This is a genomic window from Massilia sp. AB1, from assembly GCF_018119385.1.
Taxonomy (GTDB): Bacteria; Pseudomonadota; Gammaproteobacteria; order Burkholderiales; family Burkholderiaceae_D; genus Telluria.
Map to the genome: position 1 here is coordinate 17,052 of NZ_JAGKSG010000009.1, position 20,288 is coordinate 37,339.

Annotated in this window: 21 protein-coding genes and 1 pseudogene; 12 read left to right on the top strand and 10 right to left on the bottom strand. The window is 66.4% G+C overall.

Annotated elements, in window-relative coordinates:
• Window positions 1-34 precede the first annotated feature (34 nt).
• The 4 genes and pseudogenes from J8847_RS07525 to J8847_RS07540 form a co-directional block, all read left to right on the top strand.
• A pseudogene (locus J8847_RS07525) lies at window positions 35-1,033 on the top strand (KamA family radical SAM protein); the annotation flags it as partial.
• Window positions 1,033-2,280 (top strand): MFS transporter, encoded by a 1,248-nt coding sequence (locus tag J8847_RS07530; RefSeq protein ID WP_211524070.1) that lies wholly within the window; start codon window positions 1,033-1,035, stop codon window positions 2,278-2,280. The pseudogene J8847_RS07525 and the gene J8847_RS07530, both read left to right, overlap by 1 nt.
• A gap of 91 nt (window positions 2,281-2,371) precedes the next feature.
• The gene (locus J8847_RS07535) at window positions 2,372-3,682 is read left to right on the top strand and encodes a sorbosone dehydrogenase family protein (RefSeq protein WP_211524071.1); all 1,311 of its coding nucleotides are present in this window, start codon (window positions 2,372-2,374) and stop codon (window positions 3,680-3,682) included.
• Window positions 3,683-3,707: 25 nt separating this feature from the next.
• A complete protein-coding gene (locus J8847_RS07540) occupies window positions 3,708-4,568 on the top strand; it encodes an oxygenase MpaB family protein (protein WP_211524072.1) in 861 nt (286 codons plus the stop codon).
• A 5-nt stretch (window positions 4,569-4,573) separates the two neighbouring features.
• Here the strand turns inward: J8847_RS07540 and J8847_RS07545 are convergent, their stop codons facing one another.
• Window positions 4,574-5,467: a LysR family transcriptional regulator gene (locus J8847_RS07545; protein ID WP_211524073.1), complete on the bottom strand. Its 894-nt coding sequence runs from the start codon at window positions 5,465-5,467 to the stop codon at window positions 4,574-4,576.
• Window positions 5,468-5,568: 101 nt separating this feature from the next.
• Between J8847_RS07545 and J8847_RS07550 the strand changes: the two genes are divergently transcribed.
• Together J8847_RS07550 and J8847_RS07555 are read left to right on the top strand one after the other, a co-directional pair.
• Entirely contained in the window at window positions 5,569-6,678 is a 1,110-nt protein-coding gene (locus J8847_RS07550) for an alpha/beta hydrolase (protein ID WP_211524074.1), read from the top strand.
• 11 nt (window positions 6,679-6,689) lie between these two features.
• On the top strand, window positions 6,690-7,913 hold the full coding sequence (locus J8847_RS07555) for an MFS transporter (protein WP_373999853.1): 1,224 nt from the start codon (window positions 6,690-6,692) through the stop codon (window positions 7,911-7,913).
• Window positions 7,914-7,923: 10 nt separating this feature from the next.
• Here the strand turns inward: J8847_RS07555 and J8847_RS07560 are convergent, their stop codons facing one another.
• Genes J8847_RS07560 through J8847_RS07575 form a run of 4 tightly spaced genes read right to left on the bottom strand, consistent with a single transcriptional unit; the run spans window position 7,924 to window position 11,979 of the window.
• A complete protein-coding gene (locus J8847_RS07560) occupies window positions 7,924-8,250 on the bottom strand; it encodes a hypothetical protein (protein ID WP_211524075.1) in 327 nt (108 codons plus the stop codon).
• A gap of 2 nt (window positions 8,251-8,252) precedes the next feature.
• Window positions 8,253-10,769 carry a cytochrome c oxidase subunit I gene (gene ctaD / locus J8847_RS07565; protein WP_211524076.1) on the bottom strand — a complete coding sequence of 839 codons (2,517 nt, stop codon included), beginning with the start codon at window positions 10,767-10,769 and terminating at the stop codon, window positions 8,253-8,255.
• Window positions 10,766-11,695 carry a cytochrome c oxidase subunit II gene (gene coxB, locus J8847_RS07570; RefSeq protein ID WP_211524077.1) on the bottom strand — a complete coding sequence of 310 codons (930 nt, stop codon included), beginning with the start codon at window positions 11,693-11,695 and terminating at the stop codon, window positions 10,766-10,768. Before coxB ends, ctaD begins: the two co-directional genes overlap by 4 nt.
• On the bottom strand, window positions 11,692-11,979 hold the full coding sequence (locus J8847_RS07575) for a cytochrome c family protein (RefSeq protein WP_373888831.1): 288 nt from the start codon (window positions 11,977-11,979) through the stop codon (window positions 11,692-11,694). Before J8847_RS07575 ends, coxB begins: the two co-directional genes overlap by 4 nt.
• 194 nt (window positions 11,980-12,173) lie before the next feature.
• Here J8847_RS07575 and J8847_RS07580 point away from each other — a divergent pair, with 194 nt between their 5' ends.
• From J8847_RS07580 to J8847_RS07590, 3 genes are read left to right on the top strand one after another with little or no spacing between them, the layout of a single operon-like run.
• A complete protein-coding gene (locus J8847_RS07580) occupies window positions 12,174-12,719 on the top strand; it encodes a cytochrome c (protein ID WP_211524078.1) in 546 nt (181 codons plus the stop codon).
• A complete protein-coding gene (locus J8847_RS07585; RefSeq protein ID WP_211524079.1) occupies window positions 12,716-13,090 on the top strand; it encodes a cytochrome c family protein in 375 nt (124 codons plus the stop codon). The genes J8847_RS07580 and J8847_RS07585 overlap by 4 nt, the downstream gene beginning before the upstream one ends.
• A 48-nt stretch (window positions 13,091-13,138) precedes the next feature.
• Window positions 13,139-13,993: a fumarylacetoacetate hydrolase family protein gene (locus J8847_RS07590; protein WP_211524080.1), complete on the top strand. Its 855-nt coding sequence runs from the start codon at window positions 13,139-13,141 to the stop codon at window positions 13,991-13,993.
• A gap of 146 nt (window positions 13,994-14,139) precedes the next feature.
• On the opposite strand, the gene J8847_RS07595 is transcribed toward J8847_RS07590, so the two are convergent.
• On the bottom strand, window positions 14,140-14,694 hold the full coding sequence (locus tag J8847_RS07595) for a carboxymuconolactone decarboxylase family protein (RefSeq protein WP_211524081.1): 555 nt from the start codon (window positions 14,692-14,694) through the stop codon (window positions 14,140-14,142).
• A 103-nt stretch (window positions 14,695-14,797) separates the two neighbouring features.
• Between J8847_RS07595 and J8847_RS07600 the strand changes: the two genes are divergently transcribed.
• Window positions 14,798-16,123, top strand: a complete 1,326-nt coding sequence (locus tag J8847_RS07600) for an aspartate aminotransferase family protein (protein WP_211524082.1) — start codon at window positions 14,798-14,800, stop codon at window positions 16,121-16,123.
• Between the two features lie 174 nt (window positions 16,124-16,297).
• Here J8847_RS07600 and J8847_RS07605 read toward each other — a convergent pair whose 3' ends face one another.
• Genes J8847_RS07605 through yjgA form a run of 3 tightly spaced genes read right to left on the bottom strand, consistent with a single transcriptional unit; the run spans window position 16,298 to window position 18,171 of the window.
• Entirely contained in the window at window positions 16,298-16,966 is a 669-nt protein-coding gene (locus tag J8847_RS07605; RefSeq protein WP_211524083.1) for an alpha/beta hydrolase, read from the bottom strand.
• Window positions 16,967-16,979: 13 nt separating this feature from the next.
• On the bottom strand, window positions 16,980-17,591 hold the full coding sequence (mog, locus tag J8847_RS07610; protein ID WP_211524084.1) for a molybdopterin adenylyltransferase: 612 nt from the start codon (window positions 17,589-17,591) through the stop codon (window positions 16,980-16,982).
• Entirely contained in the window at window positions 17,572-18,171 is a 600-nt protein-coding gene (yjgA, locus tag J8847_RS07615; RefSeq protein ID WP_211524085.1) for a ribosome biogenesis factor YjgA, read from the bottom strand. Before yjgA ends, mog begins: the two co-directional genes overlap by 20 nt.
• Window positions 18,172-18,278: 107 nt before the next feature.
• On the opposite strand from yjgA, the gene pmbA reads away from it, so the two are divergent.
• Complete coding sequence (pmbA, locus tag J8847_RS07620; RefSeq protein WP_211524086.1) at window positions 18,279-19,631, top strand: metalloprotease PmbA; 1,353 nt, start codon at window positions 18,279-18,281, stop codon at window positions 19,629-19,631.
• Between the two features lie 11 nt (window positions 19,632-19,642).
• A complete protein-coding gene (locus J8847_RS07625) occupies window positions 19,643-19,882 on the top strand; it encodes a hypothetical protein (RefSeq protein WP_211524087.1) in 240 nt (79 codons plus the stop codon).
• 132 nt (window positions 19,883-20,014) lie between these two features.
• Here the strand turns inward: J8847_RS07625 and J8847_RS07630 are convergent, their stop codons facing one another.
• On the bottom strand, window positions 20,015-20,251 hold the full coding sequence (locus J8847_RS07630) for a hypothetical protein (RefSeq protein WP_211524088.1): 237 nt from the start codon (window positions 20,249-20,251) through the stop codon (window positions 20,015-20,017).
• Window positions 20,252-20,288: the final 37 nt, after the last annotated feature.

Here is a 20,288-nt window from a genome sequence, read left to right on the forward strand (position 1 = left end):
AACAGCGCAACAAAGAATGGACGCTTTCTAACTACACCTGTACAAGGAGACGGTGCTGTTCTTCCCCAGCGCCGGCCAGACCTGCCACGCCTACTGCACTTTCTGCTTCCGCTGGCCGCAGTTCGTGGGCATGGACGACATGAAGTTCGACGCGCGCGAATGCACCGAGCTGGTGGCCTACCTCAAGAACCACCTGGACGTGACCGACGTGCTGCTCACCGGCGGCGATCCGATGATCATGAACACCCGCTCGCTGGCGGAATTCCTGGAACCGCTGCTGGCGCCGGAACTGGCGCACATCCAGAACATCCGCATCGGCACCAAGTCGGTGGCCTACTGGCCGCAGCGCTACGTGTCCGACAAGGACAGCGACGACCTGATGCGCCTGTTCGAGAAGGTGGTCCGGGCCGGCAAGAACCTGGCCATCATGGGCCACTACAACCACGCGGTGGAGCTGCGCCACCCGATCGCGCAGCAGGCGGTCAAGCGCATCGTCGGCACCGGCGCCACCCTGCGCATGCAGGGTCCCCTGATCCGCCACATCAACGAAGACCCGAAGAGCTGGGCCGAGCTGTGGACCACCGGCGTGCGCCTGGGCGCGATCCCTTATTACATGTTCGTCGAGCGCGACACCGGTCCGCGCGACTACTTCGCGCTGCCGCTGGCGCGGGCGCACGAGATCTTCCAGGAAGCCTATTCGATGGTCTCCGGCCTGTCGCGCACCGTGCGCGGCCCGTCGATGAGCGCCTTCCCGGGCAAGGTGGTCATCGACGGCGTGGTCACCATCAACGGCGAAAAGCTGTTCGCGCTGCAGTTCCTGCAGGCCCGCAATCCGGACTGGGTGCGCCGGCCCTTCTTCGCGCGCTACGATCCCGAGGCCACCTGGCTCGACCACCTGAAACCAGCCTTCGGGCGCGACCGCTTCTTCTTCGAGACGGAAAGCGGCGGCCCGCTGCGCGGCCCCGGCGGACGCGTGATCCCGCTGGTGCCGCATGGCCAGCGCGGCTCCGAACAGCATCCGGACGCCGCCTGATGCAGCCTGCGCTGGCGGCGCCCGCCCCGCCACGCCTGACCGGCGTGGCGGTCTTCCTCTACGTGTTCCTGCCCTTCGCACTCGGCCACTACCTGTCCTCGCTGCTGCGCAACGTGAATGCGGTGCTGGCCTCGCACCTGGCCGGCGAACTGGCGCTCACGCCCGGCCAGCTCGGACTGCTCACCAGCGCCTTCTTCTTCGCCTTCGCGCTGGTGCAGCTGCCGGTGGGGATCGCGCTCGACCGCCACGGGCCGCGCCTGGTGCAGCTGGCGATGCTGCTGCTGGCCGCCTGCGGGGCGCTGCTGTTCGCGCGCGGCACCAGCTTCACCCAGCTGCTGCTGGCGCGCGCCGTGATGGGCTGCGGCCTGGGTGGCTGCTTCATGGCCGCGGTGAAGGCGGTATCGACCTGGATCGCGCCCAGCCGGCTGCCGTCCGTGCACGGCTACCTGATCGCGGTCGGCGGCCTGGGCGCGGCCACCGCCACCACGCCGGTGCGGGCGGCGCTCGAGTACACCGACTGGCGCGGCCTGTTCCTGCTCTTCGGCGCTCTGGTGGCCTGCACCGGCCTCCTGATCGCGCTGCTGTATCCGCGCGTCGAGAGCCCGGGGACCAGGCGCGGACCGCTGCTGCAGGCGCTGCGCGAAGTGTGGCGCACGCCCAGCTTCCGCAGCGTGATCTCGCTGGTGCTGGCGCCGCATGCGGTGTTCTTCGGCGTGCAGGGCCTGTGGATCGGGCGCTGGCTGTCGGACGTGGCGCGCTTTCCGGAGCCGGCGGTGGCCTACCTGCTGTACCTGAGCATGGCCGCCGTCATCTTCGGCGCGATCGCGGTGGGCATGGTCACGGAATGGGCTGGGCGGCGCGGCATGCCGCCGCTGGACGTCGCCGCGGCCGGCGTGACGGTGTTCGTGCTGGTGCAGGCGGGCTTCGTGATCGGCTACCAGCCGAGCTTCCAGCTGCTCTCGGTGCTGTTCACGCTGGTGGGCACTATTACCGGCATCGAATACGCGATCGTTGCGCAGTCGATGCCGAAGGAACTGACCGGGCGCGCGGCGACCTTCCTCAATCTGCTGATCTTCATCGGCGCCTTCCTGGTGCAGGCCGGCTTTGGCCTGGTGGTCGGACTGTGGAAGCCGGAGTTGTCGGGCCGGCCGCCGGCCGTCGCCTACCAGACCGCCTTCGCCCTGCTGCTGCTGGTCCAGCTGCCGGGCTTGTGGAAATTCGCGCGGCGCCGCAAAGCGGCGGCGTGACCGGATGCGTGTGCTTTCTCGGCGGTAACGTACGGGGCGTAATTTTTTGTCTATATAAAATGTCATCCTTCATATCCGGAGGAGGACAATCATGCGCACCCGTCCCGGGCGCCTGCTCGCAGGCGCCACGCTGCTGCTTGCCGCCTGCGGCGAGAAATCGATCCTGCCTTCCGGTGCCGACGCCGGTCCGCAACCCGTCATCAAGGAACCGGTCAAGACGGCCATCCCGACCGTGGACATCGCCCCCGCCAAGGGCTGGCCCTCGGGCAGCGGGCCGATCCCGGCCGCCGGCCTGGCGGTGAACGCCTTCGCCACCGCCCTCGACCACCCGCGCTGGCTGTACGTGCTGCCCAACGGCGATGTGCTGGTGGCCGAGACCAATGCGCCCGAGCGTCCCGAGGAGTACAAGGGCGTCAAGGGCTGGATCATGAAGAAGGTGATGACGAAGGCCGGCGCCGCCGTGCCCAGCGCCAACCGCATCAGCCTGCTGCGCGATACCGACGGCGACGGCGTGGCGGAACTCAAGCGCGTCTTCATCAAGAACCTGAATTCGCCTTTCGGCATGGCGCTGGTGGGCGACACCTTCTACGTCGCCAACACCGACGGCATCGTGCGCTTCGCCTATAAGGAAGGCATGACCGAGATCACCGCCGCGCCGCAGCCGGTGGCGCCGCTGCCGGGCGGCCCGCTGAACCACCACTGGACCAAGAACATCATCGCCAGCAAGGACGGGACCAAGCTGTACGCCACCTCCGGCTCGAACAGCAACGTGGCCGAGAACGGCATGGACAAGGAAGTCGACCGCGCCGCCATCCTCGAGGTGGACATCGCCACCGGCAAGAGCCGCCTGTTCGCCTCCGGGCTGCGCAATCCGAACGGCCTGGCCTGGCATCCGCAGACCGGGGCGCTGTGGACCGTGGTAAACGAGCGCGATGAGCTGGGCAGCGACCTGGTGCCGGACTACCTGACGTCGGTGAAGGACGGCGGCTTCTACGGCTGGCCCTACAGCTACTACGGCAAGCACGTCGATGCGCGCGTCAAGCCGCCGCGCCCGGACCTGGTGGACAAGGCCATCGTGCCCGACTACGCGCTCGGCGCCCACGTGGCGGCGCTCGGGTTGACTTTCTATGAAGGCGCGCTGTTGCCGCAGTTCGCCGGCGGCGCCATCATCGGCGAGCACGGGTCCTGGAACCGCAAGCCGCTGTCGGGCTACAAGGTGGTGTTCGTGCCTTTCCGCGACGGCATGCCGAGCGGGAAGCCGACGGACATCCTGACCGGCTTCGTCGACAAGAACGGCGACGCCTTAGGGCGTCCGGTCGGCGTGGCGGTGGACAAGGGCGGGGCGGTGCTGGTGGCGGACGATGTCGGCAATGTGATCTGGCGGGTGGCGCCGGCGCGCTGACCGCCAGGCGGTATGCAGGGCGCAGATGCTGAATACCTTGCGGGAACTGATGCAGCCGCCGCCGGGCATGGCCTTCGACTTCAGCCAGCCCGTGGGGGAACCGGCGCTGACGCCTGCGGGCGGCGTTTCGTGGCGCGTGTTCGCCAATCCGGTCTCCCTGTTCATCGGCGGCGTGACGGCGGTGCTGCTCGAACTGGCGGAACCGTCGGTGCGCTCGGGCGTGTGGGAGCACGGCAGCTTCCGTTACGATCCGGTCATGCGCCTGCGCCGTACCGGCTTCGCGGCCATGATGACCGTTTACGGCCCGCGTTCGGCGGCGGAGCAGCTGATCGCGCGCGTGGTGCGGATGCACGATCGCGTGCAGGGCACGACGCCCGAGGGGCTGGCCTATCGCGCCAATGACCCAAGGCTGCTCGACTGGGTGCACGCGACCGCCGCCTTCGGATTCGTCGAGGCCTATCACCGCTACGCCGTTCCCTTGTCGCAGGCGGAGAAGGACGCCGCCTTCGCCGAGGGCGAGCCTGCCGCCCGGCTGTACGGAGCGACCGGGGCGCTCGGTTCGTGGGCCGCGTGGGAAGCCCTGCTTGCGCGGACCGCGCCCCGGCTGGGGGGATCGCACATTCTTGCCGACTTCCTGCGGCTGATGGACGAGGCGCCGATCGTCCCGACGCCGATACGTCCGCTCCAGCGCCTGCTGGTGCGCGCCGCCGTCGAGATCACTCCGGAGCCGGTGCGTTCGCTGCCGCAGCTGCGTGGCCGCGGTCTGCGCCTGGGCGAGGCGGGAATGGTGCGCGTGCTGGCGGGGACGACCATGCTGCTGCCGCTGGGCGATACGCCGTCTGTACAGGCCGCCCGCCGGCTCGCGGTGAGCAGCGACAAGGGATGAAGTGGTCAGCCGCGATACCTGAGGGCGTCGACCAGGGCTGAAAATGCGGGCGAGGCCTGGCGCCTGTTGGGGTAGTACAGGTGATAGCCCTGGAAATACGGGCACCACTCGGTTAGCACCTGTTTGAGCCGGCCATCGGCCAGGTAAGGCGCCACCAGCTGTTCAGGGACATAAGCCAGGCCGATGCCGTCGAGAGCGGCATTGAGGACGTGGATGATGCTGTTGAATACCAGCTGCCCCTCGACCTTGACGCTGAATGCCTGGCCGTCCTTTTCGAACTCCCACGCGTAGATCGATCCGGAAGGCCGGTGCCGGATATTGACGCAGGCATGCCTGGTCAGCTCGTGCGGCGTCGCCGGCGCGGGATGGCGCTCGAAATAGGACGGAGAGCCCACCACGAACAGGCGCCAGTCGGGCCCGATCCGCGCGGCGATCATGTCCTTGCTGATCGATTCTCCCATGCGAATGCCGGCATCGAAGCGTTCCTCGACCACGTTGGTGAACCCGTAGTCGACATAGAACTCCAGCGTGATGTCCGGATACTCGGCCAGGAAACCGGCCAGCTTTGGCCGCAGGCAGAGCTCGATCTGGTCGTCGGTGCAGGTGATGCGGATCGTGCCGCTCGGCTTGTCGCGCAATTCGCCGAGGGCGTCCACCTCGGCGGCGATCTGGTCGAACAGCGGGGCGATCGAGCGCATCAGCCGTTCGCCGGCTTCCGTCGGCGCCACGTTGCGCGTGGTGCGCGCCAGCAGGCGCAGGCCCAGCCTTTCTTCCAGCCCCCTCATCGAATGACTCAGGGCCGATGGGCTGATGCCCAGCCTGGCCGCCGCTTTGGTAAAGCTCTGCTCGCGCGCGACGGCCAGGAAGGCGTGGAGATCGTTCACTTTAGGGTATGCCATTGCTGAAATTTTCTCACAACTGCATGAACATTGCCCCCGCTAATCAAAGCTGTGGGTTTCCGCCAAGATGGCAGCCTGATTTTCAACAAGGAGCCATCACCATGAGCACAACGCTGAAACATCCTCCTCGCACTGTCGGATCCCCGGTGGAAGCGGTCACCGATCGCCGTGGATTTGTCAAAGCCGCCGGCGCCGGCGTCGTTGCGCTGGGAATGCTTGCCGCCACGGGCGGTCCGGTGTTTGCCGCGCCCGCAGGCGCCGACAATTTTTACAAGAGCGACAAGGTGAGCATCCGGAAGGTGAGCTTCAGGAACCAGTACGGCATGCGCGTCGCAGGGAACCTCGTCACGCCCAGGCATCTGGACCGGAGCACGCCGGCTCCCGCCATCATCGTCGGCCACCCGATGGGGGCGGTCAAGGAGCAAAGCTCCATGCTGTATGCGCAAAAGCTGGCGGAGCGGGGATTCGTCACTCTGGCGATCGATTTGCCTTTCTGGGGCGAGAGCGAAGGGCAGGTTCGCAACCTGGTCGCGCCTGAAATGTATACCGAGGCGTTCAGCGCGGCGGTCGACTATCTCGGCACGCGGGACGGTATCGACCGCAATCGGATTGGCGTCGTGGGTATTTGCGGCAGCGGCGGTTTCGCCATCAGTGCAGCCAAGATGGATCCGCGCCTGAAAGCCATTGCCACGGTCAGCATGTACGACATGGGCGCCGTCACCCGCAATGGCCTGCGCCAGTCGCAAACCCTCGAGCAACGCAAAGCCTTGCTCGCCAAGGCAGCCGAACAGCGCTACAGCGAGTTCACGACCGGCAAAGTGGAGTGGCTGAGCTATCTGCCTGTGCGCTTGCCAAAAGACGCGGACCCGGTGACGCGCGAGTTCCACGATTTCTACCGCACCTCACGCGGCATCCACATTCCGGTCGGCCGCACGATGGAACTGACGCAAAACCGCATGCTGACCAGCGAAGTCCGGTTCGTCAATTTTTACCCGTTCAACGATATCGAGACGATTTCCCCACGGCCGCTGCTGTTCATCGCCGGCGACCAGTCGCACTCGAGGGAGTTCAGCGAGGATGCCTATCGCCGGGCTGCGGAGCCGAAGGAGCTGCTGTGGGTGCCGGGGGCCGGTCACGTCGACCTGTATGACCGCGCGAACATGATCCCCTGGGACAAGCTGACCGCTTTCTTCCAGCGGCACCTGGCCTGAGAAGGGAAGTCATGACTGCTCAAGTTTCAGAGATCCGGGTGGGCGATTCCGCCGCCCACCGCGGGACGGCCGGCCAACCGGCATATTGGAGCGGTGTGTTCGCGATGACGCTGTGTGTGTTCACGCTGATCGCCTCGGAATTCATGCCGGTCAGCCTGCTCACTCCCATGGCGGCGGAATTCGGCGTCAGCGAGGGATTGGCGGGCTACGGCATCGCCATCTCCGGCGTGTTCGCCGTGGCGACCAGCCTGTCCATCTCGACGCTGGCCGGCGCGATGGACCGCAAGACTTTGCTGCTGCTGTTGACCGCGCTGATGGGTGTCTCGGGCCTGGTCGTCGCGCTGGCGACCAATTATGTGACCTACATGATCGGGCGCGCCCTGATTGGGGTGGTGGTGGGCGGGTTCTGGTCGATGTCGGCGGCCGTCGCCATGCGGCTGGTGCCGATTCAACGCGTGCCCAGGGCGCTGGCCATCTTCAATGGCGGCAATGCGCTGGCCACTGTCGTGGCCGCGCCGCTGGGCAGCTATCTCGGCAACGTGATCGGCTGGCGCGGCGCATTCCTGTGCCTGGTGCCCGTGGCGCTGATTGCCCTGGCATGGCAATGGCGCAGCCTGCCGTCCATGCAGGCTACGCCGCGTGCGGCCGGCTCGGGCAAGATTGTCGAATTGCTGAAGCGGCCCCTGGTGAGGATCGGCATGTTGGCCGTCGGTAGCTTCTTCATGGGGCAGTTCGTCCTGTTCACCTACGTGCGCCCCTTCCTGGAGATCGTCACCCGCGTGGACGTCCCCACGCTGTCGATGATCCTGCTGGTGATTGGCGTTGCAGGCTTTATCGGCACGACCTTGATTGGCGCTTTCCTGAAAAAAGGCCTGTACCTAGTGCTGGTGTCGATCCCGCTGCTGATGGCGCTCATCGCGCTCGGTTTGACCGCTTTCGGCGGGTCGGTGGTGGTGGCCTTTGTCCTGCTTGGCTTGTGGGGACTGGTTGCGACGGCTGCGCCCACCGGCTGGTGGTCATGGCTCGCCAAGGCCTTGCCCAAGGATGCAGAGGCTGGAGGCGGCTTGATGGTGGCTATGATCCAGCTCTGTATTGCCTTCGGCTCTACCATCGGCGGCATCCTGGTCGACGGGAGCGGCTACGGCACGGCCTTCATGGCCAGCGCAGCCCTGCTGGTGCTGGCGGCTGTCCTGGCCTTCTGCACTGCGCGCGCCGAGACGGGGCAGGGCGCCTGATTCGATATGCTCAGGCGCATCCCGCCACCAGCAGCAGCGGTATGCCGTTCCACGCGATGGCGACCACACCAAGCATCGCGCCGGCCACGGCCGCCCAGTTAGACAAGCCAACGTCCGGCTCCCGCAGGCGCCCCCGGGCGCGCCATCCCAGCCACACGCAGGCGGCCAGCGCCACCACCGTCGCCACGCCCAGCAGCACGCGGTCCGGCCCGCCCGCGCGCATTCCGCCTGGCGTGCACTGGGCCGCCGCCAGGCCGTAGCAGAGGGTGAAATGCAAGGCCCAGATCACGAAGGGAGCGGAGCCGCGCGCGAGGCGCACAAAGAAGTGGTCGTGCATGCTCAGTCCATCAGCAAGGGCAGGCCGCGGATCACCGCAATCGCGGCGATGCCCTGCAGGGTGGTGTAGTGCCAGATCAGGACGATGTTGTCGAGCGTCGCCAGGCTGGTCTTGGTAAGGTGGCCGCGCCAGACGCGCAGGCACAGGTAGGGCGCCAGGATCGCCAGCAGCACGATGTGCAGGCCCTGGTAGCCGACCAGGGTGGCGATGGCAGCGCTCCACGCATCCTTCGTGCCGTCCAGGCGCACCAGCTGCCAGCCATGCCATTCAAGCAGGAAGGAGGCGACCGCGCAGCCCAGCGCCGTTAGGGTCAGCCAGGGCAGGAACTTGCGGTCGAAACGTCCTCCCAGCCACAGCAGCGCGGAACCGGCCGCCAGCAGGCCCGCGGAGAGCATCGGCCAGATCGTGTCGGGCAGGGAGGCGCCCGGCGGCGGGCAGATCTCCAGCCGCATCGAGATGTGCACGTAGGCGAAGGCGAAGGAAGCGAAAATGCTGGCGTCCACGATCAGCATGATCATCGTTCCCCACCACGACTGCGATGCGGTGCCGCGCGCATTGACCGGTAGGACCAGGTCGCGCGACACCCGCGCTTCCCGCATCGGCGGCGGGCGGTCCGATTGCCACAGCCAGCCGATGGTGCAGGCCACGGCCATGAGCCCGAAAGCCCAGGCGAGCCAGATCAGCTTGACCGTCAGCAGCAGGAAGAAGCCCGCCGTGCCGAGCGCCGCCAGCACCGTCAGCCAGCTGTCGCCCGGCAGGATCATCAGGTAGCGCGGCTCGGCGCCGACCGGGCTGGTGGCGATGGTCTCGCGCCGGCCGGTGGCGGTGTTCGGCAAGTAGTGCTGGCCTTGCTCGACTTCCTTCGACAGGGCCGGGTCGTCCCACAGTGGATTGGCGGAGTGGACCCGCGCGATGCTGCGGTTGCCGTAGTCTTCCGAGGGCAGCCATTCGAGCGTGGCCGCGTTCCATGGATTGCCGACCTCGCGCTCGGGCCGGCGCAGGGTACGGAACACGTCGATGGCGAACAGCAGCACCCCGGCCGCGAACAGGAAGGCGCCGATGGTGGAGACCATGTTGAGCAGGTCCCAGCCCATCTCCGGCAGATAGGTGTAGACCCGGCGCGGCATGCCGTAGAGTCCCGTGATATGCATCGGGAAGAAGGCGATGTTGAAACCGCCGAACATCAGCCAGAACACCCAGCGCGCCAGCTTCTCCGACATGCGGTTGCCGTTGATGAGAGGCAGCCAGTAATAGATGGCCGCGAACACCGGGAACACCATGCCGCCGATCAGCACGTAGTGCAGATGGGCGACGATGAAATAGGTGTCGTGCACCTGCCAGTCGAAAGGAATCACGGCCACCATCACCCCGGTCAGGCCGCCCAGCACGAAGATGAACATGAAGCCGAGCAGGAAAAGCGTGGGCGCGTGCATGCTGACCTTGCCGCGCCAGAGCGTGGCGATCCAGCCGAACACCTGGATCGCGGTCGGTACCGCCACCGCCATGCTGGCGGCCGAAACGAAGCTCATTTCCAGGATGCCCAGCCCGGCGGTGAACATGTGATGGGCCCACAGTCCGAAGCTGAAGAAGCCCACGCCCACCAGCGCGACGATGATGGCGCGCCGCCCCACCAGCGGGCTCTGGGCAATGGTCGGGATCATGGTCGAGACCATGCCGGCGGCGGGCAGGAAGATGATGTAGACCTCCGGATGACCGAAGAACCAGAACAGGTGCTGCCAGAGCAGCGGGTCGCCGCCGCGCTCCGCGTTGAACAGCGGCCAGTCGAAGGCGCGTTCCAGCTCCAGCAGCGCGGTGCCGGCGATCACGGCGGGGAAGGCGAACACGATCATCACGCCCACCACCAGCATCGCCCAGGCGTAGACCGGCATGCGCGCGAGCGTCATGCCGGGCGCGCGCGTGAACAGGATGCCGACGATCAGTTCGATGGCGCCGGCGATGGCCGAGATCTCGATGAAGCCGATCCCCAGCAGCCAGAAGTCGGCGTTCAGGCCGGGCGAATACTTCATGCCGGTCAGCGGCGGATACATGAACCAGCCGCCGTCCGGGGCCAGGCCGACGAACAGGGTGCAGAAGAAAGCCAGGCCACCGAAAGCGTAGGCCCAGTACGCGTAGGCGGACAGGCGCGGGAAGGGCAGGTCGCGCGCGCCCAGCATGTTGGGCAGCAGGTAGACGGCGATCGCCTCGACCACGGGGATCGCGAACAGGAACATCATCACGGTGCCGTGCATCGTGAACACCTGGTTGTAGGTCGAGGCGCTCAGCAGGGTGTTCTCCGGCACCGCCAGCTGCAGCCGCATCAGCAGGGCCAGGATACCGGCCAGGATGAAGAACAGCAGCGCGGTGCCGATGTAGAGCAGGCCGATGTTGGTGTTGTTGACCGACTTGAAGAAGCGCCAGCCGGTGGGCGTGCGCCAGACTTCTTCGAGGCGGGCGAGCTCGCCGCCGGGGCGGGGCAGGGAATTGGGGAGCGAATCTGGCACGGTACTGTCGCGGGTCATTTCAGGTGTTCGAGGTAAGCGGCCAGCGCGCGCAGCGATTCGCCGTCGAGGTCTTGCGAGGCCGGCATGAAGACGCCCGGCTTGATGGCCTGCGGGTCGGCGATCCAGCCGGCCAATGCGCCGCGGTGGGTGCGCAGGGTGCCGGCGCCGATCTGCATGCGGCTGCCGACGTGGGTCAGGTCCGGGCCCAGGCGCGAGCCGTCGGCCACGCCGCGTATGGTGTGGCAGGCCTGGCAGCGCTGTTCCAGGAAGGCGGCGCGCCCCAGGGCCAGCTCCGGGGTGTCGGGAGCCTTCGCCGGCTCGGCCTGGCGCGCCAGCCAGGCGTCGAATTCCTCCGGCGTTGACGCGACCACGTGCAGGGCCATCCTGGCATGCTGGGCGCCGCAGTATTCGGCGCACTGGCCGCGGTAGACGCCGGGCTTGTCGGCGCGCAGGGTCAGGCCGGTCACGCGGCCGGGAATCATGTCGCGCTTGCCGGCCAGGTTAGGCACCCACAGGCTGTGGATCACGTCGGCCGCGTTCAGGCCGAGGTAGACCGGCGTGCCGACCGGGATATGGATCTCGTTGGCGGTGACGATCTCGCGTCCGGTGCGCGGATCGCGGTAGCGCACTTCCCACCACCACATCTTGGCGGTGACGGAGACGGTCATGGCCTTGTGCGAAGTCTGCGGCACGAGCTGGGCGCTGCGCCAGGTGCTCCAGCCCAGCAGCGCGGTCAGCACCACCACCGGGAAGGCCACGCCGGCGCCGGCGATCCACAGCGCCGGGCGCACCGGCCGCTCCTGGCGCCGCACGCTCAGCAGGACCAGGACCATCACCGCCACGAAGATCAGCGCCCCGATGCCGAACAGCACCCAGGCGAACTGGCTGATGACGGCGGCGTCGGCCCCGGCGGGATGGAGGACGGACTGCAGCGGCGCGCTCATCGCAGTGTGTACAGGTAGGCGGCCATGTGGCGCGCTTCTTCTTCCGACACGCCCAGCGAGGGCATCGCGGTGTCGGGCTTGAGCGCGGGCGGGTCCTGCAGCCAGCGCACCAGGTTGGCGGGCTGGTTGGGAATGCGCCCGGCGATGTAGCCGAGGCGTCCCGTGTGGGCGAGCGAGGGGCCGGCGTCGCCGCCCGCGCCGGGCACGCCGGGGATGGCGTGGCAGGCGCCGCACTGGTACTGGCGCACCAGGTGCAGGCCGCGTTCCGCATCGCCGCCCGTCACCCGCCGAGGTGTTTCCTCCTTGGCGCAACCGGATGCGGACAGCGCCAGCAGAAGGACGCAAACCGCCCGCAAGGGCAGGCCAGCGACAGCATCCGGGAGAGAAAGGTAGCGCACGTATCGAATCTCGCAATTTACCTGTGGCTTTTATAATACTAAAAATATGATGTATTTTTTTCAACAGAACGGGCATATGCATGCTATCGAATCGCGCGCGACTCGTTGTCAAGACCATCCTGCTCACAATGCTGGGCGGCGCGCTGGCGGGCGGCGCGCTGGGACTCATGGTCCTGTTCGGCGGCTGGTACAACATCGGCGCGACCAAGCAGCATTTCCCCATGGTGCACGCGGTGCTGGAGCAGGGCATGCGCTATTCGGTCCAGCACCATGCGCAGGACATCGCGGTGCCGGCGCTGGGAGCGCCCCAGCAGCTGCAGCGCGGCGCCGCCATCTACCGCGAAAACTGCGCGCAGTGCCATGGCGGTCCGGGCGTGGCCCAGGCGAGCATCGGCATGAGCATGCAGCCGGTGCCGGGGCCCTTGTCGGACGCCACCGCGCGCTGGGAAACCCGCGAGCTGTACTGGATCACGCGCCACGGCGTGAAGATGAGCGGCATGCCGGCCTGGGAAGTGCATCTCAGCGAAAGCGACCTGTGGGCGGTGGTGGCGTTCGTGTCCCACATGCCGGGCATGTCGGCGCGCGACTACCGGCGCATGACCGCGCTGCAGGAGGAGAAGCCATGACTGCGATCCGCTCGGTGTTGCTGACGGCTGCGCTGCTGGTCGCCGTGCTTCTGGCGGGATGCAAGGGCAAGGATGCGCCGGCGCCGGGTGTGCAGGGCGACCCGGAGCGCGGCCGCAGGATCCTGACCCAGTATGCCTGCCACGCCTGCCACGTGATTCCGGGGATCGCGGGCTCCGAGGTCTATGTCGGGCGTCCGCTCGAGGGGCTGGCCAAGCGCAAGTACATCGCGGGGCAGCTGCCGCTGACCCAGGCCAACCTGGCGCGCTGGATCCGCGACCCGCAGGCCATCGATCCCGAGACCGCCATGCCCGCGATGGGCGTGAGCGAGCGCGACGCCGTCGACATCAGCGCCTATCTGCTCAGCCAGTAGCGATCCTTGGTATCATCGCCCTCTTGATTCATTACAGGGAAACACAGCATGAGATTGGTGCGCTATGGCCGCCCGGGCAAAGAGAAACCGGGCCTGTTCGACGAAGAAGGGCGCCTGCGCGACCTGTCCGGCATCATCGACGACATCGACGCGAACGTCCTGTCGGACAAGGCCCTGCGCAAGCTGGCCAAGGTCGACTGGAAGACCCTGCCGCTGGTGCGCGGCAATCCGCGCCTGGGCGTGCCGGTCAAGGGCATCGGCAAATTCATCGGCATCGGCATGAACTACGCGGACCACGCGGCCGAGACGGGTTCCACGGTGCCGAAGGAGCCGGTGTTCTTCACCAAGGCGATCAGCAGCCTGTCCGGGCCGGACGATCCGATCCAGCTGCCGAAAGGTTCGAAGAAGACCGACTGGGAAGTCGAGCTGGGCGTCGTGATCGGCGCGCGCGCGCAGTATGTGCCGGAGGACGAGGCGCTCAAGTATGTGGCGGGTTATTGCGTGGTCAACGACGTGTCGGAGCGGGCCTTCCAGTTCGAGATGGGCTCGCAGTGGGACAAGGGCAAGGGCTGCGATACCTTCGGGCCGGTGGGCCCCTTCCTGGTGACGCGCGACGAGGTGTTCGACGTGCAGGACCTGGACCTGTACCTGGAACTCAATGGCAAGCGCATGCAGACGGGGAATACCTCGAACATGATTTTCTCGGTGGCGCAGATTGTCAGCTATGTGTCGCGTTTCATGACCCTGGAGCCGGGGGATGTGATCACTACCGGGACGCCGCCGGGGGTGGGGATGGGGCGCTCGCCGCAGCGCTTCCTCAAGAAGGGCGATCAGCTGCGCCTGGGTATTGCGGGGTTGGGGGAGCAGCAGCAGGAAGTTATCGCATTCCCTAAATCGAAATAAGGGTTACGGCTGTTCAGGAAAACTTGGGTCCCGGCCTTCGCCGGGACGACGTGCTAGGGGCGCGGGCCACGATACTCGTACCTAACCGTTTGCCTTAAAACCGTCGTCCCGGCGAAGGCCGGGACCCAAGTTTGCTGGCACACCACCTACTCCGGCAGCACCCATTCCTCCCCTTCAGGCACCGCCGTCCTGGCCGTATTCATCACCATCGCCAAAAACGTGTAATACCCGTTGATCCCCATCAGATCAACCACCCCCTGTTCCCCGAACTGCGCCAGCGCATCCGCATACACCCCGTCCGACACCGCCTTCTTCTCGTGCAGTTCCACGCAGAAGTCGTGCACCACCGCCTCGTCCACCAGCATGCCCTCCGGCCGGCGCCGCTCCGCAACTGCCAGGATCACCGACACCGGTATCCCCACCTTCTCCGCGATCGGCGCGTGGATCGCCCATTCCACCTGCTGGTCCCACTGCCTGGCCGTGACCAGGATCGCCAGCTCCGACAGCCGGATGCCGATCGCGCTGCGGTAGCGCAGGTACTCGCCCATGCGCTGGGCGAGCGCCATCAGCTCGGGGCTGCGCAAGAGCGGCACGAACGGCCCGTATACCGCGCCGCGCGGCCCGTCGATGATTTCCTGCGCGGCGGCGCGCTGGGCGGCGTTCATGTCTTCCAGGGGGATGGGGCCGAGGCGGTCGTTCATGTGTCGTCCAGAAGGCTTATTTGCATGACCTGCGGAAAATATCAAAGTTGACGGGCGCGAGGGCGCTTATCGTCAATCGTCGTACTCTCTCGGAGGATTCGCCATGAGCCATATCATCCACCGCAACTTGCGCCAGGTGCCGCCCGTCGCGGTGGGCGCGGACGGCATCACGATCCGCGCCAGCGACGGCAAGACCTACATCGACGCCAGCGGCGGCGCCGCCGTGTCCTCGCTGGGCCATGGCCACCCGGACGTCATCGCCGCCATGCACCGCCAGATCGAGCGCTGCGCCTACGCGCACACCGGCTTCTTCACCACCGAGGCGGCCGAGGAACTGGCCGACCGCCTGGCGGCCGGCGCGCCCGAGGACCTGAGCGGCGTCTACTTGGTGTCGGGCGGCTCGGAGGCGATGGAGACCGCGCTCAAGCTGGCGCGCCAGTATTGGGTGGAGCTGAACGAACCGAAGCGCCGCCTGTTCCTGGCGCGGCGCCAGAGCTACCACGGCAACACGCTCGGCGCGCTGGCGGTGGGTGGCAACGAGTGGCGCCGCAAGGCCTTCGCGCCGCTGCTGATGGATACGGTGCGGGTGTCGCCCTGCTACGAGTACCGCGACAGGCCAGAGCGCCAGAGCGTGGACGACTACACCGCCTGCCTGCTCGACGAACTGGAAACCACGATCCTCAAGACCGGTCCGGAGAACATCATCGCCTTCTGCGCCGAGCCGGTGGTGGGAGCGACGGGTGGGGCGATTCCGCCGACGCCGGGCTATTTCAAGGGCGTGCGCGAGATCTGCGACCGTTACCGCATCCTGTTCATCGCCGACGAGGTGATGTGCGGGATGGGACGCACCGGGACCATGTATGCGATCGAGCAGGATGGCGTGGCGCCGGACATCGTCGCCGTGGCCAAGGGGCTGGCGGCGGGCTACCAGCCGATCGGGGCGGTGCTGGCGCATAAGGCCATCGTCGACTGCATCCGCAACGGCAGCGGGGCGTTCCAGCATGGGCATACCTACATCGGGCATCCGGTGGCGGCGGCTGCGGCGCTGGCGGTGCAGCAGGTGATCGAGCGCGACGATCTGCTGGCGCGGGTGCGCAGCCGTGGGGCCACCTTGCGGCGCATGCTGGGAGATGTGTTCGGGGTGCACGAGCACGTGGGGGATATCCGCGGGCGCGGGCTGCTGCTCGCGCTGGAGTTCGTGCAGGACCGGTCGACCAAGGAGCCGTTCGCGCCGGAGCGCAGGCTGCATGCGGTGCTCAAGCAGAAGGCGATGGAGCGGGGGCTGATGGTGTATCCGATGGGCGGGACCATCGATGGGCAGCGTGGGGATCACGTGCTGCTGGCGCCGCCGTTCATTGCGACTGCGGCGGATTTGTCGGAGATTGTGTCGCGGCTGGAGGATGCGGTGGATGCGGCGTTGAAGCAGTGAGGCTAGTGGTGCGCTGCGAACTTGGGTTCCGGCCTTCGCCGGGAGTCGTTACTGCCAGTGGCAGTAACGACGGTTTTAAAGGCAGTGGTACTGCTAATCCTGCCACAACTCTATGCTCCGTCATCCCGGCGAAGGCCGGGATCCAAGTTTGCATGCAGACCCAAAACGCGAAATCTAGGAAAGCACCTTCCGAATCCACTTCGAAATATCCTGCACCTCCTCCAGGCACAGCGAATGCTGCATCTGGTAAGCATGCCACTCCACCTGATACCCCATCGCCTGCAGCGCATCGCGCGACTGTTCCGCGCGGAGGAAGGGCACCACATGATCCTGGCGTCCGTGCGCCATGAAGATCGGGGTAGACAAGCCCACTTCGTTGCGCTCGTTGCCGACGACGGTCGCCAGCGGCAGGTAACCCGACAGGCACAGCATGCCCGCCAGCTTCTCTGGATGGCGCAGGCCGGTCTGCAAGGTCATCGCGCAGCCTTGCGAGAAGCCCGCCAGGATGATGCGCGACGCCGGAATCCCGCGCTCCTTCTCGCGTGCGATCAGTGCCTCGACATCGCGCTGCGAGGCGCGCAGGCCGCCTTCGTCCTCGCGGCGGGTCAGCTCGGCGCCGGTGATGTCGTACCAGGCGCGCATCACGTAGCCGCCGTTGATCGTCACCGGCATGGTCTTCGCATGCGGGAACACGAAGCGGATGCCCGGCAGCCCGGCCAGGTCCAGCTCGCGCACGATCGGCACGAAGTCGTTGCCGTCGGCGCCCAGGCCGTGCAGCCAGATGATCGCGACTTCAGGATTCGGTGCGGTTTCGATCTCGATGTTTTCCAGGAGCTGGGTCATGCAGAATTCCTCGTTAGTTTGCTGGCGGACGCAGTGCCGACTTCGGGCGGAAGGTCTTGCTCACGGCCGGGTCGGTTTCCATGTACGGTCCGCCGATCAGGTCGATGCAGTAGGGGACGGCCGCGAAGATGCCGCCGACGACCACCTTACCCTGCTCGTCCTTCAGGCCTTCCAGGGTTTCCTTGATCGACTTCGGCTGGCCCGGCAGGTTCATGATCAGGGCCGCGTGGTCCGCCGTCTCGCGGATCACCGCGGTCTGGCGCGACAGGATGGCGGTCGGCACGAACTTGAGGCTGATCTGGCGCATCTGCTCGCCGAATCCCGGCATCTCCTTGGTCGCCACGGCCAGGGTGGCTTCCGGCGTAACGTCGCGCCGCGCCGGGCCGGTGCCGCCGGTGGTCAGCACCAGGTGGCAGCGCGCCGTGTCGACCAGCTCGGCCAGGGTGCGCTCGATCTCCGCGCGTTCGTCGGGGATCAGGCGGGTCTCGATGCGGTAAGGGGTGGTAATGGCCGTCGCCAGCCACTCCTGCAGCGCAGGAATGCCCTTGTCTTCATACACGCCGCCGCTGGCGCGGTCCGAGACCGACACCAGGCCAATCACCAGTTCATTCGTCGGCGTCGTCATCCGGCGCTTCCTCGTCGTCGTCGGCAGCAGCTTGTTTCGGCTTCTTGCCCAGGTCCTTCAGGATCTGGAAGATCTCGCGGTAGGCCTTGGGCGGCTTGCTCTCGGCCTGCTCCTTGCGCGCGTTGCGGATCAGGGTGCGCAGGTGCTGGGCGTCGAGTTGCGGGTGTTCGGCCAGCAGCTGGGTCAGGGCCTTGTCGTCGCTAAGGAGCTTCTCGCGGCGGCGCTCCAGGGCGTGCAGCGCGGCCGTCTCGGCCTTCGAGGCGCCTTTCCAGCTGTCGATGGTGCGGCGGATGACATCGACTTCTTCCTCGGTCAGGGTGCGCATCTTCTTGCCCACGAACTGCAGCTGGCGGCGGCGGCCCTCGTGGTTGGTGATGGTCTGGCACTCGAGGATGGCGTCCTTGACGTCTTCCGGCATCGGCACGCGCTTGACCCGGTCGCGCGGCTCGTCGACGAGCTGCTCTCCGAGCTTCTGCAACTCGTTCACCTGGCGCTTGAGTTCAGACTTGGAGGGACGTTCGTATTCTTGGTCGAACTCGTTGGACTGGAAGCCCACGGAGCCGCGATTTGGATTAGGCATAATTTGAGGAAAATTCCGGAATGATTTGATTGGCGCTGGGCCGATCAGTGAAAACTGTAAACGGCTGCTATGATAACTGTTTTAGGGCTCGCTACGAAAAACACGACATGAACGATTCCTTTTTTACCCACACCCAGGATCAGCTGAAACAGCTTGCACGCGACGTGCTGGCCATTGCCCGAGAGCAGGGTGCGACCGACGCCTCGGTCGAGATCAGCGAGGGTAGCGGGTTGTCGGTTTCAGTTCGTAAAGGAAACATCGAGACCATCGAGCAGAACAAGGACAAGGGCCTGGGCGTCACCGTTTACTACGGCCAGCGCCGCGGCAACGCCAACACCTCGGACTTTTCGCCGTCCTCGCTGAAGGCGACCGTCGAAGCGGCCTGGAACATCGCCCGCTTTACCGCCGAGGACGACTGCGCCGGCCTGCCGGACGCCGAGCTGCTCGAAACCAGTCCGCGCGACCTGCGCCTGTTCTACCCCTGGGAGATCTCGACCGAGGAAGCCGTCGAGCTGGCCAAGCGCTGCGAAAACGCCGCCTTCGAGGTCGACCGCCGCGTCACCAACAGCGAAGGCGCCAGCGTCTACGTCCAGCAGTCGCACTTCGTCGGCGCCAATTCGCGCGGCTTCATCGGCGGCTATCCGTTCTCGCGCCACACCATTTCGGTGGCGCCGATCGCGGGCAAGGGCAACCAGATGCAGCGCGACGACTGGTACACCTCGTCACGCGATCCCAGGCAGCTGGCCCAGCCGGAAGCCGTCGGCCGCTATGCCGCCGAACGCGCCCTGGCGCGCCTGAACGCGCGCAAGCTCAATACCCGCACCTGCCCGGTGCTGTTCGAGGCGCCGCTGGCCGCCGGCCTGCTCGGCGCCTTCGTGCAGGCGGTCTCAGGCGGCTCGCTGTACCGCAAGTCGAGCTTCCTGCTCGACACGCTGGGCAAGTCCGTCTTCCCGAGCCACATCCAGATCGTCGAAGACCCGCACCTGATCGGCGCGGTCGGCTCGGCGCCCTTCGACGAAGAAGGCGTCAAGACCGTGCGCCGCAAGGTGGTCAAGGATGGCGTGCTGCAGGGCTACTTCCTGTCTTCGTATTCGGCACGCAAGCTGGGCATGCAGACCACCGGCAACGCCGGCGGTTCGCATAACCTGGAGATGGTGTCGACCGGTACCCGCCGCGCCGACGACTTCGAAGGCATGCTGCGCAAGATGGGCACCGGCCTCTTGGTAACCGAACTGATGGGCCAGGGCGTGAACTACGTCACCGGCGACTATTCGCGCGGCGCGTCCGGCTATTGGGTCGAGAACGGCGTGATCCAGTACCCGGTCGAAGAAATCACCATCGCCGGCAACATGCGTGAGATGTTCCAGCAGATCGTCGCGGTCGGCAGCGATGTACTGACGCGCGGCAACAAGGCGACCGGCTCGATCCTGATCGAGAAGATGGTCGTGGCCGGCAACTGAGCGGAGGGCTCATGAATCGATTCGTACGTATCGACAAGGAGGGCAGCCAGAAGACCGTGCTGCTCAATCTGGACCTGGTGGCAACGGTCGAGCTGGCGCAGGCGTCGGACCTGCTCAGTTCCAACAACGACAGCCGCAAGGTCTACGCGACCTTCATGGCGCCGGATAAAACCGCGATCGCCACCTTGCATTTCGATAGCGCTGAAGATGCCAACACTTGGGTGGCGGCGCATCTGGGCGTCCAGCTTTAAATCACGCGGCACAAGCACGTCGTTCCGGGACTCGGCGTCCCCCTCGGCCGGAACCCAAGTTTGCATGCGTATCCACTGCTCTACGAACTTGGGCACCGGCCTTCGCCGGTGCGACGGGTTTACGGTTAGCAGCTAGCTCGGCTGCTCCAGGCGGCTCAGGCGCTGCCCGAAGATCCCCCAGGTCCTCACCTCGCCATCGACGGTCGCGCGCAGCGCCCAGCCGGTGCCGATCTTCTCGACCGTCACTTCGGTCTCGATTTCCTTCGCCAGCTTTTCCGCCCAGGTCTGGGCGGCGCCACGGCCTTTGAACAATTCCTGGCCCTCATAGTCGACGGTGGCGTCAAACACGGGAGCGGCAAATACGGTCATGGTGGCCTCGTCATGAAAAAGGCGGGCAGGGTGGAAA

Excerpts from the sequence above, each read along its gene's own strand:
- J8847_RS07560 (WP_211524075.1), bottom strand. The coding sequence starts at position 8,250 with ATGCACGACCACTTCTTTGTGCGCCTCGCGCGCGGCTCCGCTCCCTTC.
- J8847_RS07545 (WP_211524073.1), bottom strand. The coding sequence starts at position 5,467 with ATGGCATACCCTAAAGTGAACGATCTCCACGCCTTCCTGGCCGTCGCG.
- J8847_RS07555 (WP_373999853.1), top strand. The coding sequence starts at position 6,690 with ATGACTGCTCAAGTTTCAGAGATCCGGGTGGGCGATTCCGCCGCCCAC.
- J8847_RS07595 (WP_211524081.1), bottom strand. The coding sequence starts at position 14,694 with ATGAACGACCGCCTCGGCCCCATCCCCCTGGAAGACATGAACGCCGCC.
- J8847_RS07535 (WP_211524071.1), top strand. The coding sequence starts at position 2,372 with ATGCGCACCCGTCCCGGGCGCCTGCTCGCAGGCGCCACGCTGCTGCTT.
- J8847_RS07580 (WP_211524078.1), top strand. The coding sequence starts at position 12,174 with ATGCTATCGAATCGCGCGCGACTCGTTGTCAAGACCATCCTGCTCACA.
- J8847_RS07550 (WP_211524074.1), top strand. The coding sequence starts at position 5,569 with ATGAGCACAACGCTGAAACATCCTCCTCGCACTGTCGGATCCCCGGTG.
- J8847_RS07585 (WP_211524079.1), top strand. The coding sequence starts at position 12,716 with ATGACTGCGATCCGCTCGGTGTTGCTGACGGCTGCGCTGCTGGTCGCC.
- yjgA (WP_211524085.1), bottom strand. The coding sequence starts at position 18,171 with ATGCCTAATCCAAATCGCGGCTCCGTGGGCTTCCAGTCCAACGAGTTC.
- mog (WP_211524084.1), bottom strand. The coding sequence starts at position 17,591 with ATGACGACGCCGACGAATGAACTGGTGATTGGCCTGGTGTCGGTCTCG.
- J8847_RS07590 (WP_211524080.1), top strand. The coding sequence starts at position 13,139 with ATGAGATTGGTGCGCTATGGCCGCCCGGGCAAAGAGAAACCGGGCCTG.
- coxB (WP_211524077.1), bottom strand. The coding sequence starts at position 11,695 with ATGAGCGCGCCGCTGCAGTCCGTCCTCCATCCCGCCGGGGCCGACGCC.
- J8847_RS07600 (WP_211524082.1), top strand. The coding sequence starts at position 14,798 with ATGAGCCATATCATCCACCGCAACTTGCGCCAGGTGCCGCCCGTCGCG.
- J8847_RS07605 (WP_211524083.1), bottom strand. The coding sequence starts at position 16,966 with ATGACCCAGCTCCTGGAAAACATCGAGATCGAAACCGCACCGAATCCT.
- ctaD (WP_211524076.1), bottom strand. The coding sequence starts at position 10,769 with ATGACCCGCGACAGTACCGTGCCAGATTCGCTCCCCAATTCCCTGCCC.
- pmbA (WP_211524086.1), top strand. The coding sequence starts at position 18,279 with ATGAACGATTCCTTTTTTACCCACACCCAGGATCAGCTGAAACAGCTT.
- J8847_RS07630 (WP_211524088.1), bottom strand. The coding sequence starts at position 20,251 with ATGACCGTATTTGCCGCTCCCGTGTTTGACGCCACCGTCGACTATGAG.
- J8847_RS07625 (WP_211524087.1), top strand. The coding sequence starts at position 19,643 with ATGAATCGATTCGTACGTATCGACAAGGAGGGCAGCCAGAAGACCGTG.
- J8847_RS07530 (WP_211524070.1), top strand. The coding sequence starts at position 1,033 with ATGCAGCCTGCGCTGGCGGCGCCCGCCCCGCCACGCCTGACCGGCGTG.
- J8847_RS07540 (WP_211524072.1), top strand. The coding sequence starts at position 3,708 with ATGCTGAATACCTTGCGGGAACTGATGCAGCCGCCGCCGGGCATGGCC.